We start from the raw sequence: 13,669 nt of genomic DNA, 5'->3' as shown, positions 1-13,669 counted from the left end.
TTACAACACCTTGGACAGAAACGCTTTCGTGCGTTCGTGTTGTGGGTTGCTGAGCACCTCGCGCGGGACTCCGCGTTCGACGACGACGCCGCCGTCCATGAACACCAATTCGTTGGCGACCTCGCGCGCGAAGCCCATTTCGTGCGTCACCACCACCATCGTCATGCCTTCTTGGGCGAGCTTTTTCATCACGCCCAGCACCTCGCCGACCAACTCGGGGTCGAGCGCCGACGTCGGCTCGTCGAACAGCATCAGCTTCGGGTTCATCGCCAGCGCACGGGCGATGGCGACGCGCTGCTGCTGTCCACCCGACAACTGCGCCGGATAGGCGCTCGCCTTGTCCTCCAACCCGACTTGGACGAGGAGGTCGCGGGCCCGGTCGACGGCCTCCTTCTTCTTCACCTTCTTCACGTGCAGCGGCGCCTCGATGATGTTGTCGAGCGCGGTGCGGTGCGGGAAAAGGTTGAAGTGCTGAAACACCATTCCGACGTCACGGCGCTGCTTGGCCACATCGCGCGGCCTCATCTCGTGCAGCTTGCCGCCGCGTTCGTGATATCCGACGAGTTCACCGTCGACGTACAGTCTGCCCGCGGTCACCGTCTCGAGGTGGTTGATGCAGCGCAGGAACGTCGACTTGCCGGAACCGGACGGCCCGACCAGCACCAGCACCTGGCCCTTTCCGACGTCCAGCGTGATGCCCTTGAGCACCTTGAGCGCGCCGAAGTCCTTGCACACGGCCTCAGCCTTCACCATCGGCGCGGTCATGGATGCGGCTCTCCCATCTGCGCTTTGGCCAGCGCCTCAAGCTGTTTGGACGTCAGCTTCCGGCTCGCGCCGCGGGAGTAGTACCGCTCGAGGTAGTACTGGCCGACCATCATGATGCTGGTGATCGCGAGGTACCAGGCTGACGCAACGAGAAGCAACGGCACGGGCTCGAAAGTGCGCGCGGCGATTTCACGGGTGGCGATGCTGTACAGGTCGAACGCGTATGGCACCGCGGTGACGAGTGACGTGGTCTTCAGCATGCTGATGACCTCGTTGCCGGTCGGCGGGATGATCACCCGCATCGCCTGTGGGAGCACCGTGCGCCGCATGGTCAAACCCCACGACATGCCGAGCGCCGTGGATGCCTCCGACTGCCCCTCCGGCACCGAATTGATTCCGGCGCGGATGATCTCGGCCATGTATGCGGCCTCGTTCAGCGCCAGGCCGAGCGTCGCCAGCAGGAACGGAATCGACAGCGCCTGGAGGTTGAGCTCGAAGAACGTCGGGCCGAACGGGACACCCAGCTGAATCTTCTGGTAGATGGTCGGGATCAGCCCCCAAAACGCCAACTGCACATAGATCGGCGTGCCGCGAAAGATCCACAAGTACACCCAGGACACCGACTTGAAGACCGGGTTGGGCGACAGCCTCATCACCGAGAGGATCACGCCGAGCACGATCGCCAGCACCATCGAATAGACGGTCAACTGGAGGGTGTTCGACACACCCAGCAAGATCCGCTCGTTGAAGAGGTACTCGAAGAAAATCGGCCATCGGTAGGCCGGGTTGGTGGCCACTCCGTACAGGAAGAGGCCCAGCAGGATGACGATGACGACTGCCGCCACCCACCGCCACGGATGACGCAGTGGGACGGCATCAATCGCGGCTGGGCCGGTGGATGGCGACGAGTCGACAACGGTCATTTCAGTTCTCCACCGCCACAATCAGTTGATCGCGCCGTTGATCACCGGCTTGTCGATGATGCCCTTCTCGACGCCCCAGTTCGTTGCGATCTGCTTGTACTGGCCGTTCTCGATCAGATGCTCGAGTGCCTGCTTGAGTGACTGCGCCAGCGGCGAGCCCTTCTTCACCGGCCAGCCGTACGGTGCTGCGTCGGCGATCTCGCCTGCGGCTTCGAGCTTGCCGTTGCTCTGTTTGATCGCGTACAGCGTCACCGGCGAGTCGGCCGACATCGCGTCAGCCTGGCCCAGCACGACGGCGTTGGTGGCCGCGTCCTGACCGTCGAACTTGATGATGTCGATGGCAGGCTTGCCCGCGTCGGTGCACGCCTTGCTCTTGGCGGGCAGTTCGTCGGTCTCCTCCGTCGTGGTGGCCTGCACGGCGACCTTCTTACCGCACGCATTGTTGGGATCGATGCCCGCGCCGGGCTTTTGGGCCCACAGGATGCCGGCCGAGAAGTACGTCACGAAGTCGACGCTCTGCTCACGCTCCTTGGTGTCGGTGAACGACGACATGCCGACGTTGAAGGTATCGCCCTGGATCGACGGGATGATCTTGGCGAAATCGGCTTCGCGGTACTCGGCCTGCAAGCCCAGCGTCGCGGCGATCGCGTTCATCAGGTCGACATCGAAGCCGACGATCTTGCCGCTGGGGTCCTTGAACTCATTGGGCGCGTACGGGATGTTGACGCCCACGATCAACTTCCCGGACGACTTGATGGCTTCGGGGACGGTGTTCGCGATCGCATCCACCTTCTCCGCGCTCACCGCTGTGGTGGCCGTCGTTGGCCCGGCCTCTTCGCTTTTACTCGAGCATCCCGACAGCGCGAGGGCGCCGGCCGCAGCAAACACCGCCGCGATACGCCACAACTTCTTTGGTCGGCTTTGACATCCAGCTGACACGGTTGCCTCTACTTTCTGCTTCGTGGATCCGGCGCGCAGCACCGGTAACGGAACAGTAGTAGAGACCTAACGCGCTGGCAGAAGAACGGAAGCCAGCGATCAAGCTGTGACTAACCCCAGGCTTGCGGGCAATAGGTCGGGACCGCCCCCTGGATGAAGGTCTCCGCCTGCGACTCGGTCCAACCCTGATCCTTCATCAGTCGGTAACCGACCTTCCAGGTCGACCCGCCTTGGCGTCCCATGTCGAGGCAGAACTGCTTGGCGGTTCGAATGATGTCGGTCTTGTTCTTGAACGGCACACCCTTGGCGTCGAGGTAATCGAGGAACTTCTGGTCGTACACCGGGTCCGCATTCGCTGGCGCAATAGATACGGCCGCTCCGACCGCAACGAAAAAGGCCGCCACGAGCCCGCCTGTGGTGCGGCGAATCGCCGTATTCGTCATCCTCACTCCTTGTTTGCCCATGGGGATTGACCAGCTGTGCTGAACCGGATAGTTCGTCTAGTCATCGTAGCGAACCTATTTAGCGTTACGGCATTCTCGAAATGACGAGCGCAGCACGGCGAATTTGCGGCTAAGCGCTCGCATTCTTTGCGTCGCACCGGGCAATTGGTGAAACGAGCGTTAATTTCGTGGTCGTTGTGCCACACTTCGGCCATGGAAAGTCTTGCCCCTCCCGCGATGCTGCAGCACCTGTGGAAGTCCGCGCTGCTGTCCGGGATTCTCGCCGTGATTCTCGGCGTTCTCGCGCTCATGTGGCCAGGTAAAACGATCGTCGTCGCGGCAATCGTCTTCGGCGCCTACTTGTTGGTCACCGGTATCGCTCAGGTGATATTTGCGTTCGCGTTGCATGTGTCGGCGGGCGGACGAGTTCTGCTGTTCCTCAGTGGCGCGGCGGCACTCATCCTCGCGGTGTTGTGCTTCCGTAGCCTGGCTGACTCGATTCTGTTGCTGGCCATCTGGATCGGCGTCGGCTTCATCTTCCGCGGCGTCGCGACGGCGGTATCGGCGATCAGTGACCCGACGCTCCCCGGCCGGGCGTGGGAGATCTTCATCGGCGTGATCAGCCTCATCGCGGGCGTCGTGATGCTGGCCTCGCCGTTCGAGTCGATCGCGACCCTGACCTTGGTGGTGGGCGTCTGGCTGGTCGTACTCGGGGTGTTCGAAGTGGTGTCCGCATTCGGCATCCGCAAGGCCAGCAAGAACGCGACGTCCCTGGTCGCGCCGCCAGCCCCGACGGTGAGCTAACACACCTTTTGATCTACTACTCTCCGTCGTAGGCTGTTTCTACAGCCACGGAAGAGGGTCGCATGGACGCGCTGGATGTCTCACGGTGGCAGTTCGGCATCACCACCGTCTACCACTTCATATTCGTCCCGCTGACGATCGGCCTTGCTCCGCTGATCGCGGCGATGCAGACGGCGTGGGTGATCACCGGCAACACCGGCTGGTACCGCCTGACGCGGTTCTTCGGGAAACTGTTCCTGATCAACTTCGCGATGGGCGTGGCCACCGGGATCGTCCAGGAGTTCCAGTTCGGGATGAACTGGAGCGAGTACTCGCGCTTCGTGGGTGACATCTTCGGTGCGCCGTTGGCGTTCGAGGGACTGGTCGCGTTCTTCTTCGAGTCGACGTTCATCGGGCTGTGGATCTTCGGATGGAGTCGGCTGCCGCGACTGGTGCACCTCGCCTGCATCTGGGTCGTTGCGATCGCCGTCAACGCCTCGGCGTACTTCATCATCGCGGCAAACTCGTTCATGCAGCATCCGGTCGGCGCCACGTTCAATCCGCAGACGGGGCGCGCAGAACTCGTCGACTTCGGCGCCCTGCTGACCAACAACACTGCGATCTGGGCGTTCCTGCATGCGGTCACCGGGGCGTTTCTCACCGCGGGCGCGTTCGTGGCCGGTGTGTCCGCGTGGCTGATGGTGCGCTCACACAAGCGGCCTGAACAAGCAGGCCAGGCAACAAGCATGTACCGGCCCGCCACCATCGCCGGCTGCCTGGTCGTATTGGCGGCCGCGGGCGGGCTCTTCTTCACCGGCGACTTCCAAGGCAAGCTGATGTTCGTCCAGCAGCCGATGAAGATGGCGTCGGCGGAGTCGTTGTGCCACACCGAAACCGACCCGGACTTCTCGATCCTGACGATCGGCACGCACAACAACTGTGACAGCGTCTCCCACGTCATTGAGGTGCCGTACGTACTGCCGTTCCTGGCGGAGAGCAAGTTCGAGGGGGTCACTCTTCAGGGAGTCAAGGACCTGCAGCAGTCCTACGAGCAGAGGTTCGGTCCAGGCGACTACCGGCCGAATCTGTTCGTGACGTACTGGGCGTTCCGCGCGATGATCGGATTGCTCGCTGTCCCAGTCGCTTTCGCGCTGCTGGCGTTGTGGCTGACCCGGCGCGGCCGGATTCCCGATCAGCGGTGGTTCGGGTGGTTCGCCCTCTTGACCATTCCGGCACCGTTCCTCGCCAACTCGTCCGGCTGGGTGTTCACCGAAATGGGCAGGCAGCCATGGGTTGTCGCCCCGAATCCGACCGGCGACCAGATGGTCCGGTTGACGGTGCAACAGGGTGTCTCCGACCACGCGGCGGGCACGGTGTTCTTCTCGCTGGCCGTCTTCACGTTGCTCTACGGCGTGCTGGCCGTGATCTGGTTCTGGCTGATGCGTCGCTACGTGGTCGAGGGTCCGCTCGAGCACGACTCCGAACCGGCGCCGCCCACCCCGCCGCAGTCCGACGACGTGGCCCCGCTGTCCTTCGCGTACTGAGAGGACGACATCATGGGACTCCAACATCTATGGTTCTTCCTGATCGCGGCGCTGTTCCTCGGCTTCCTGATACTGGAAGGTTTCGATTTCGGCGTCGGAATGCTGATGGCGCCGCTCGGCGCGGCTGGTGACGGTGACCCCGAAACCCGTAGGCGCGCAGTGCTCAACACCATCGGCCCGGTCTGGGACGCCAACGAGGTGTGGCTGATCACGGCGGGCGCATCGATGTTCGCCGCATTTCCCAACTGGTACGCGACCCTGTTCTCGGCCCTGTACCTGCCGTTGCTCGCGATCCTGTTCGCGATGATCCTGCGCATCGTCGGTATCGAGTGGCGCGGCAAGATCGACGACCCGACCTGGCGGGCGCGGGCCGACGCGGGTATCGCCATCGGCTCGTGGCTGCCCGCCATCCTATGGGGCGTCGCATTCGCAATCCTGTTGCGGGGCTTGCCGATCGACGGCGACCACCGCGTCCACCTGACCATCGGCGACGTGCTCAACCCGTACACGCTGCTCGGCGGGCTGGCCACCGCCTCGCTGTTCGCCTTCTACGGCGCGGTGTTCATCGCGTTGAAGACCGCCGGCCCGGTGCGCGACGATGCCTTCCGCTTCGCGCGGCTGTTGTCCGCACCCGTCGTGGTGCTGGTCGGCGGGTTCGGGCTGTGGACGCAACTGGCCCACGGCAAGACGTGGACCTGGTTGCCGCTCGCGGTCGCCGTCGTCGCACTGCTGACCGCCGTCACCCTGATGTGGTTGCACCGCCGCGAAGGCCTTGCCTTCGTGTCGATGGTCGTGGTGATCGCGGCCGTGGCCGTGCTGGTGTTCGGTTCGATGTATCCGAACCTGCTGCCGTCCACACTGAATCCCGACTGGAGCGTCACGATCTATAACGGGTCCTCCACCCCGTACACGCTGAAGATCATGTCCTGGGCGTCGCTGACGCTGCTGCCGCTGGTGATGATCTACCAGGGCTGGACCTACTGGGTGTTCCGCCGCCGCATCACCGCCGACGCGATACCCGCTTCCATCGGACTTGCGAGGCGATCGAACTGAACCTGGCCACGGCGTCCCCCGCGATGCGGCGCTTCCTTGCCGCATCGGTGGCCTGCGGCGTGGTGATCAGCGGTGCCACCATCGCGTCGGCCGTGGTGTTGGCGGACATCGTCGCCGGGGTCGTCACCGACCCGGCCACCCGCACACTGACGCATTGGGCAGGGCCGCTGTGGATTCTGGCGGCACTGTGGTCGATCCGCACGGTCGCGCACTGGCTGCAGGGCAGGCTGTCGCAACGCGGCGCGACGGCCGTGATCGCCGACCTGGCAGCCGAAGTGCTGCGTCGCGTCACCGCGCTGCCGCCGCGCGAACTCGCCCTGCACCGTGATGGCGCCGCCACGCTGATCACCCGGGGACTCGACGGGCTGCGCCCGTACTTCACCGCATACCTGCCGTCGCTGTTCCTGGCCGCCATCCTGACCCCGGCCGCGGTGGTGGCGATCGCCATCTACGACTGGCGGTCCGCGGTGGTCGTGGTGATCGCGCTGCCGCTGATCCCGATCTTCATGGTGCTCATCGGCATGCTGACCCGCGACAGGTCCGCTGCGGCGCTGGCGGCGATGACCACGCTGCAGTCGCGGCTGATGGATCTGGTGGCGGGCATACCCACCCTGCGGGCGCTCGGCAGGGTGAACGGGTCCGCGCAGCGGATCGCCGAACTCGGCGCGGCGCACCGACGCTCGGCGATGTCGACACTGCGCATCGCGTTTTTGTCCTCCCTGGTGCTCGAACTGCTGGCCACCCTCGGTGTCGCGCTCGTTGCGGTCGGGGTGGGCCTGCGCCTGGTGTTCGGCGATATGACACTGGCCGCGGGCCTGACCGCACTGCTGCTGGCGCCCGAGGTGTTCTGGCCGCTGCGCCGCGTCGGGATGGAATTCCACGCCGCGCAGGACGGAAAGACCGCTGCCGACAAGGCATTCGAGTTGCTCGACCAGTTGCGGACCCGACCGGTGCGGCCACCCTCGCTGGACGTCCCGCTCGAGCCAGGGCTGGTCACGGTGTTGACCGGGCCCAACGGCATCGGCAAAACCACGCTGCTGCACAGCATTCTCGGGCTCGACTCACCGCAGCCGCAGGCCAGGTGGGGTCAGGTGGCGTGGCTGGCGCACCGGCCGGTCCTCATCCCCGGTAGCGTGCGCGACAACCTCGAGTTGTTCGGTCCGCTTTCCGACATCGAAGCCGCCTGCCGCGCCGCGGGTTTCGACGAGGTGTTGGCGACGCTGCCGGACGGCCTCGACACGGTCATCGGCCGCGACGGAGTCGGCCTGTCCCTGGGGCAGCGCCAACGGCTCGGCCTGGCGAGGGTGTTCGGTTCCGCGGCCACGGTGCTGCTGCTCGACGAGCCGACGTCTCATCTGGACGCCCGGATGGAAGCCCGCGTGCTGAAGGCCATCGTCGAGCGTGCACGCGCGGGGGCGAGCGTGCTAGTGGTAGGCCACCGCGATGCTGTGCTGGCGATCGGCGACCGGGTGGTGCACATGGGGAGCCTGATCGATGTTTGAGTTGTTGCGGCCACGACTGCCCCGGTTACTGCTCGCCGTCGCGCTGGGGGTGCTGTCGCTGGGCAGCGCGCTGGCGCTGGCCGGTGTCGCGGCATGGCTGATCACCCGTGCCTGGCAGATGCCGCCCGTGCTCGACCTCTCGGTGGCGGTGGTGGCGGTGCGTGCACTCGGCATCTCGCGCGGTGTGCTCGGGTATTGCCAGCGGTTGGCGGCCCACGACACCGCGCTGCGGGCCGCGGCCGACACCCGTGAAACGCTGTACCGCGGGCTGGCCGACGCGCCCGCCGAGGTCGTGATGCGGTTGCACAGCGGTGAACTTGTCGCCCGTATCGGCGCGTCGGTCGACGAGTTGTCCGATGTGCTGGTGCGCGCGGTGTTGCCGATCGCGGTGGCCGCGGTGCTGTCGGTGGCCGCGGTCGCCGTGATCGCGGTGATCTCGCCCGCCGCGGCGGTCGTGCTCGCGGTGTGCCTGCTGATCGCGGGCGTGGCCGCCCCGTGGCTGGCCGCCCGCGCCGCCACCGCCGCAGAAGATGTTGCCGCGCAACATCACTCGGACCGGGACGCCGCGGTGATGCTGGCCCTCGAGCATGCACCGGAGTTGCGGGTGGCGGGCCGCATCGACGACGTCGTCGCCGAAGCGGAGCGCAGACACACCGCGTGGGGCCGTGCCGCCGACCGGGCCGCCGCGCCCGCTGCGCTGGCCGCCGCCGCACCGACTGCGGCGCTCGGGATCAGCGTGCTTGGCGCCGTTGTCGCCGCGATCGGGATCGCCGACGCCGTGTCGCCGATGAGCGTCGCGATACTGATGCTGTTGCCGTTGTCGGCCTTCGAGGCCACCGCCGCATTGCCCGCCGCGGCAATACAACTCACCCGCTCCCGACTGGCGGCCCGGCGACTGCGCGACATGACTTTGGACGACGGCGGCGGGCGGGTGCGGCCGCTGGCGACTCCGGTTGCCGTGCCGAGTGGTGGCCGTCTGGCGGTCGTCGGGCCGAGCGGTTCCGGCAAGACCACACTGCTGATGGCGATGGCCGAAAACCCGTCGGAGGAAGCGTTTTTCGCAGAGGATGCCCACCTGTTCTCGACCACCGTGCGGGACAATCTGCTTGTCGCGCGCGGCGATGCCGACGATGACGAATTGCGGACCGCGCTGCGCCGGGTGGGGCTCGGCGACTGGCTCGATGCGCTGCCCGAGGGTCTGTCGACCGTGCTTGTCGGTGGGGCAGCGGCGGTCTCGGCAGGACAGCGTCGGCGCCTGCTGCTGGCCCGGGCTTTGATCTCGACGGCGCCCACCGTGTTGCTCGACGAGCCGACCGAACATCTGGACGCGTCGGACGGCGGTCGCCTGTTGACCGAACTGCTCACCCCCGGCGCACTTTTCCCGGCCGAACGGACCGTCGTCGTCGCCACCCACCACCTGCCGGACCGGGTTGTCTGTCCAGTCCTTAATCTCAGCCGCGACGAGTAACCTCACCACAATGAGCGAACCGCCGCCGCCACCGCCACCGCAGTGGGGGCCGTATCCCGGCAACTACCCGCCGCCGCCACCCGGCAGCTACCCGCCGCCGCCACCGCAGCCGTACGCCGGGTACCTGCCGCCGCCGACGGCACCGCGCAACGGCCTCGGCATCGCCGCGTTGGTGCTGGCGATCGTCGGCCTGGTGCTGTGCTGGACGGTGGCAGGCGGTGTGATCCTCGGCTTGGTCGCGGTCATCCTCGGCAGCGTCGGGCGCGGCAGGGTCAAACGCGGTGAGGCCACCAACGGCGGCGTCGCGATCGCCGGAATCGTGTTGGGCGTCTTGGCAATCGTGCTGGCGCTGGTCTTCATCCCGATCTGGTACGGGATGTTCAAGGAGGTCGGCGGCTCCGATTACGTCGACTGCGTCGCCAAGGCCGGCTCCAACGAGCAGGAGATCCAGAAGTGCGCCGACCAGTTCCGGGAACGCGTCGAGAACCAGTTCTCGGTGACGCTCACCCCCAGCCCCTAGGTGAGCCGGCGCCGACGGGGCAGAAACTCGAGCGACAGCAGCACGAACAACAGCGGCAGAATCTGGGTCATCGACGCCATCACATATCGGCGATCCCCGAGAGCGTGGAATTTGCGCAGGTAACGGTACAGCGATTCCAGCGCTATCAACGCGTCGCCGAGATGAATCGCGGTGTAGATCAGGCTGGAGATCCTGCCGCGGTTCTTGTCGTCGAAGATCTCCGGGAATGCGGCAAACGCCAACGACAGCCGCTGCCCGCCGTTCTCGCGGGCCCACGCGATCATGTCGACCGACAGCCGTTCGTCGATGCCGTTGGGTGCGCCGCGCCGTCGCCACGGCACGTCGAGTGAGACTTCACTGCCCTGTCCGGCCGTCGCGTACCGGTGGAAGCCCTGCACCCGCCCGTCACTGTCGCGGGCGACGGCCAACAGCACCCCGGGATAGCGGCCCTCGAGCGCACCATCGAGGCACATCGAGAACCCGCGCTCGACGCGCGCACCCTTCGGCGACGCCAGCAGCACGTCGGTCAACTCGGCGAGCGTGCGGCCATCGAGTCCCTGTTCGGATAGCACGTCGGTGGTGATGCCGAAGTTGTGCGTGCGCTGCACCGCCTGACGCAGGTTGCGGTACTTGCGCCCGACCATGTCGAAACTCGCCACGTCGACGACCACGTCGCGCCCTATCGGCACCGCCCGCAGCGTCTGGCCGAGCACGGTCGCGTCGGCCCACAGGTCAAGCCGGCGTTGACTGCAGCCGAGCACCACAATCCGCCACCCGCGGGCATGGCACATCACCGCGAAGTCGGCGACCAGTTCCGCGTACTGGGTCTCGTCGCCGACCGGATCGCCGCTGACCACCGCATAGCCCATCCGGGTTCGGTACGCGATGGCGGCGGTGCCGTCCGCGGTGAAGTGGTAACACTTCTTCTCCTGCATCGCGAAAGGCGCAAGCGGATCACCGGTCGTCGCGTTCACCAGTTTCCAAATACGCTGTCGGTCAGCGGGATTCGACCGCGCCGTGGTGGGCCACATCAACAGCGCACCCGCGCAGACGATCAGGAAGTTGCCGAGCAGATCGAATATCAGCACGTGGGCGCCGAGGCCGGCCAACACCGCGGCCAGCGAAAGCCACGCGTGTGCCGCGGTGACCGGTCTGCCGAGGAAGATGCCGCGGGCGATGAGCGCCACCGCGGTGAGCACGGTCAGCGACCACGCCAACCGGCCTGCGGCATGCCAGTCGCGGTCGTGGTCACGGGTGAGCAGCAGGACCAGCCAGCAGAACAGGCTGAGCACGGCCAGCGCGCCGATCCAGCGGACGGCAGGCGAATCGACATGGACGACGACGCGCTCGCGGGCTCGCAACCGCGGCGCAATATTGACGCGCGAATCGCTCACAGCAAAAAGGTTACGCCCGCTACCTGTTTGCGCCGGGGAAATACTTGACGATGCCTTCCTGCACCACGGTGGCCAACAGTTGGCCCGACCGGTCGAAGAAATGGCCAGTACCGAGGCCACGCGAGTCGGCGGCGACGGGCGACGACGTCGAGTACAGCACCCACTCGTCGAACCGCACCGGGCGGTGGAACCACACCGAGTGGTTCGTGGTGACGGCGAAGATCCGGTCGTAGCCCCACGACAATCCGTGCGTGGTGATGATCGAGTCGAGCACCGTGGTGTCGGACGAGTAGACCAGCGCCGCGCAGTTCACCACGGGGTCGTCGGGCATCGCACCCTCGGTCCTCATCCAGACCCTGTTGTAGGTGAGCTTGTCGCCCTTGTCGCGCATCACCCAGGTCGGATCGTTGGTGTAGCGCCAGTCGATCGGCCGCAGTGCGTTGACGAAATGGGGCACGACGTCTTCGTAACCGCGCAGTAGATCGTCGACGGGCGGCACCGACTCGGGGTCCGGCAGCGACGGCGCTTCGATGCCGTGCTCGAGGCTGCGACCGCCGGACAGGTAGGCGATCATCGCGGTGGTCAGCAGTTGGCCGTCCTGCATCACGTCGACCCTGCGGTTGGCGAAGCGGCGCTCGTCACGAAGCCGCGCGACGTGGAACTCGAGGTCCTTCTCCGGGTCACCGCCTGCGATGAAGTGCGCCGAAACGCTCGCAGGCGGGAGCTTGTCCGACACGGTGCGGCTGCCCGCGACGAAGGCCTGCGCCAACATCTGGCCGCCGAAGGTGCGCACCGGGTTCTTGCTCGGGTGCACGCCGACGAACAAGTTGTCGTCGACGCGGTTGAGGTCGAGTACCGCCAGCAGCTCCTGGAAATCTGCCGTCGACACTCGACCTCCTCTCAGTTAGACGTCTTCCTCGCCGATCCGGTGCACGTGGATCAGATTGGTGGAGCCTACTGTGCCCGGCGGAGCGCCAGCGACGATGACCACCAGTTCGCCCCGCTTGTAGCGGCCCAGTTCCAGCAGCGACTTGTCCACCTGCCGGATCATCTGGTCGGTGCTGGTCATGTTCGGCACGATGAACGTCTCGGTGCCCCACGTCAGCGCCAACTGGCTGCGGACCTCCGGCAGCGCCGTGAATGCCAGCACAGGAAGCGGGGTGTGCAGGCGGGCGAGCCTGCGCACCGTGTCACCCGACTGGGTGAACGCGACGAGCGCCTTGGCGTCCAGCCGCTCACCGATGTCGCGGGCGGCATAGGAGATGACACCGCGTTTGGTGCGCGGCACATGCGCGAGAGGCGGTGCGGCGACGGAGTTCTCCTCGACCGCGGAGATGATGCGCGCCATGGTCTTGACGGCTTCGAGCGGATATTTGCCCACCGACGTCTCGCCGGACAGCATCACCGCGTCGGCACCGTCGAGCACCGCGTTGGCGACGTCGGAGGCCTCCGCGCGGGTCGGCCGCGAGTTCTCGATCATCGACTCCAGCATCTGGGTGGCGACGATGACGGGTTTGGCGTTTTCCCTTGCCATTTGGATGGCGCGCTTCTGCACCAGCGGCACTTCTTCGAGCGGCAACTCGACGCCGAGGTCGCCGCGGGCCACCATGATCGCGTCGAATGCCAGCACGATCGCCTCGAGATTGTCGATGGCTTCCGGCTTTTCGAGTTTGGCGATGACGGGCACCCGCCTGCCGACGCGGTCCATGATCTCGTGCACCAACTCGATGTCGGCGGGTGAGCGGACGAACGACAGCGCGACCAGGTCGACGCCGAGTTTCAGTGAGAACTCGAGATCCTCGATGTCCTTCTCCGACAGCGCGGGCGCGGAGACGTTCATACCGGGCAGCGACATGCCCTTGTTGTTGCTGACCGTGCCGCCCTCGGTGACGGTGCAGATGACGTCGTTGCCGTCGATGCTGTCGACGAGCAGACCCACGTTGCCGTCGTCGACGAGCACCCGGTCGCCCGGCGTGGCGTCCTCAGCCAGTCGCTTATAGGTGGTCGACACCCGGTCGTGCGTGCCTTCGCAATCGTCGACGGTGATGCGCACGGTTTCGCCATTCGCCCAGAAGGTCGGGCCGTCCTTGAACCGGCCGAGGCGGATCTTCGGGCCCTGCAGGTCGGCCAGAATGCCGACCGCATGCCCGGTCAGATCGGAGGCGGTGCGCACCCGCTTGTAGTTGGCCTCGTGGTCGCTGTAGTCGCCGTGGCTGAAGTTGAGCCGCGCGACATCCATTCCCGCCTCGACCAGCGCCTTCACTGCTTCGTCGGTTGCGGTGGCCGGGCCGAGCGTACAGACGATTTTTCCGCGTCGATTCACGCCGAGAAGCAT

The 13,669-nt window shown here is 66.0% G+C and carries 13 protein-coding genes; 6 read left to right on the top strand and 7 right to left on the bottom strand.

All coding sequences use genetic code 11. The features are described from left to right. The 4 genes from C1A30_RS20580 to C1A30_RS20565 all read right to left on the bottom strand — a co-directional run bounded on the left by C1A30_RS20580 (position 1) and on the right by C1A30_RS20565 (position 3,070). Positions 1–753 carry an amino acid ABC transporter ATP-binding protein gene (locus C1A30_RS20580; protein WP_101950356.1) on the bottom strand — a complete coding sequence of 251 codons (753 nt, stop codon included), beginning with the start codon at positions 751–753 and terminating at the stop codon, positions 1–3. 8 nt (positions 754–761) lie between these two features. After that, positions 762–1,688, bottom strand: coding sequence for an amino acid ABC transporter permease (locus C1A30_RS20575; RefSeq protein WP_101949958.1), 927 nt, complete (start codon positions 1,686–1,688; stop codon positions 762–764). Between the two features lie 21 nt (positions 1,689–1,709). Beyond that, positions 1,710–2,594 (bottom strand): ABC transporter substrate-binding protein, encoded by an 885-nt coding sequence (locus tag C1A30_RS20570; RefSeq protein ID WP_101949957.1) that lies wholly within the window; start codon positions 2,592–2,594, stop codon positions 1,710–1,712. A gap of 143 nt (positions 2,595–2,737) precedes the next feature. After that, positions 2,738–3,070, bottom strand: a complete 333-nt coding sequence (locus C1A30_RS20565) for a DUF732 domain-containing protein (RefSeq protein WP_160112772.1) — start codon at positions 3,068–3,070, stop codon at positions 2,738–2,740. A gap of 213 nt (positions 3,071–3,283) precedes the next feature. On the opposite strand from C1A30_RS20565, the gene C1A30_RS20560 reads away from it, so the two are divergent. The 6 genes from C1A30_RS20560 (at position 3,284) to C1A30_RS20535 (ending at position 9,940) form a co-directional block, all read left to right on the top strand. Then, the gene (locus C1A30_RS20560; RefSeq protein WP_200828320.1) at positions 3,284–3,874 is read left to right on the top strand and encodes an HdeD family acid-resistance protein; all 591 of its coding nucleotides are present in this window, start codon (positions 3,284–3,286) and stop codon (positions 3,872–3,874) included. Between the two features lie 62 nt (positions 3,875–3,936). Then, complete coding sequence (locus tag C1A30_RS20555) at positions 3,937–5,397, top strand: cytochrome ubiquinol oxidase subunit I (RefSeq protein WP_101949954.1); 1,461 nt, start codon at positions 3,937–3,939, stop codon at positions 5,395–5,397. A 12-nt stretch (positions 5,398–5,409) separates the two neighbouring features. Beyond that, positions 5,410–6,450 carry a cytochrome d ubiquinol oxidase subunit II gene (gene cydB, locus C1A30_RS20550; RefSeq protein ID WP_101949953.1) on the top strand — a complete coding sequence of 347 codons (1,041 nt, stop codon included), beginning with the start codon at positions 5,410–5,412 and terminating at the stop codon, positions 6,448–6,450. Positions 6,451–6,473: 23 nt separating this feature from the next. Next, on the top strand, positions 6,474–7,952 hold the full coding sequence (locus C1A30_RS20545) for an ABC transporter ATP-binding protein/permease (RefSeq protein ID WP_101949952.1): 1,479 nt from the start codon (positions 6,474–6,476) through the stop codon (positions 7,950–7,952). Then, the gene (locus C1A30_RS20540) at positions 7,945–9,420 is read left to right on the top strand and encodes an ATP-binding cassette domain-containing protein (protein ID WP_101949951.1); all 1,476 of its coding nucleotides are present in this window, start codon (positions 7,945–7,947) and stop codon (positions 9,418–9,420) included. The genes C1A30_RS20545 and C1A30_RS20540 overlap by 8 nt, the downstream gene beginning before the upstream one ends. Positions 9,421–9,430: 10 nt before the next feature. Further along, entirely contained in the window at positions 9,431–9,940 is a 510-nt protein-coding gene (locus tag C1A30_RS20535; RefSeq protein WP_101949950.1) for a DUF4190 domain-containing protein, read from the top strand. On the opposite strand, the gene C1A30_RS20530 is transcribed toward C1A30_RS20535, so the two are convergent. Genes C1A30_RS20530 through pyk form a run of 3 tightly spaced genes read right to left on the bottom strand, consistent with a single transcriptional unit; the run spans position 9,937 to position 13,657 of the window. Then, the gene (locus C1A30_RS20530; protein ID WP_101949949.1) at positions 9,937–11,334 is read right to left on the bottom strand and encodes a bifunctional lysylphosphatidylglycerol flippase/synthetase MprF; all 1,398 of its coding nucleotides are present in this window, start codon (positions 11,332–11,334) and stop codon (positions 9,937–9,939) included. The two genes, C1A30_RS20535 and C1A30_RS20530, sit on opposite strands and share 4 nt — an antisense overlap. Positions 11,335–11,353: 19 nt before the next feature. Continuing rightward, positions 11,354–12,223: an acyl-CoA thioesterase II gene (locus C1A30_RS20525; protein ID WP_101949948.1), complete on the bottom strand. Its 870-nt coding sequence runs from the start codon at positions 12,221–12,223 to the stop codon at positions 11,354–11,356. Between the two features lie 15 nt (positions 12,224–12,238). Beyond that, positions 12,239–13,657, bottom strand: a complete 1,419-nt coding sequence (gene pyk / locus C1A30_RS20520; RefSeq protein ID WP_101950355.1) for a pyruvate kinase — start codon at positions 13,655–13,657, stop codon at positions 12,239–12,241. Positions 13,658–13,669 lie beyond the last annotated feature (12 nt).

The organism is Mycobacterium sp. 3519A (assembly GCF_900240945.1).
Lineage (GTDB): Bacteria > Actinomycetota > Actinomycetes > Mycobacteriales > Mycobacteriaceae > Mycobacterium.
This window is presented reverse-complemented; position numbering and strand designations above follow the sequence as displayed.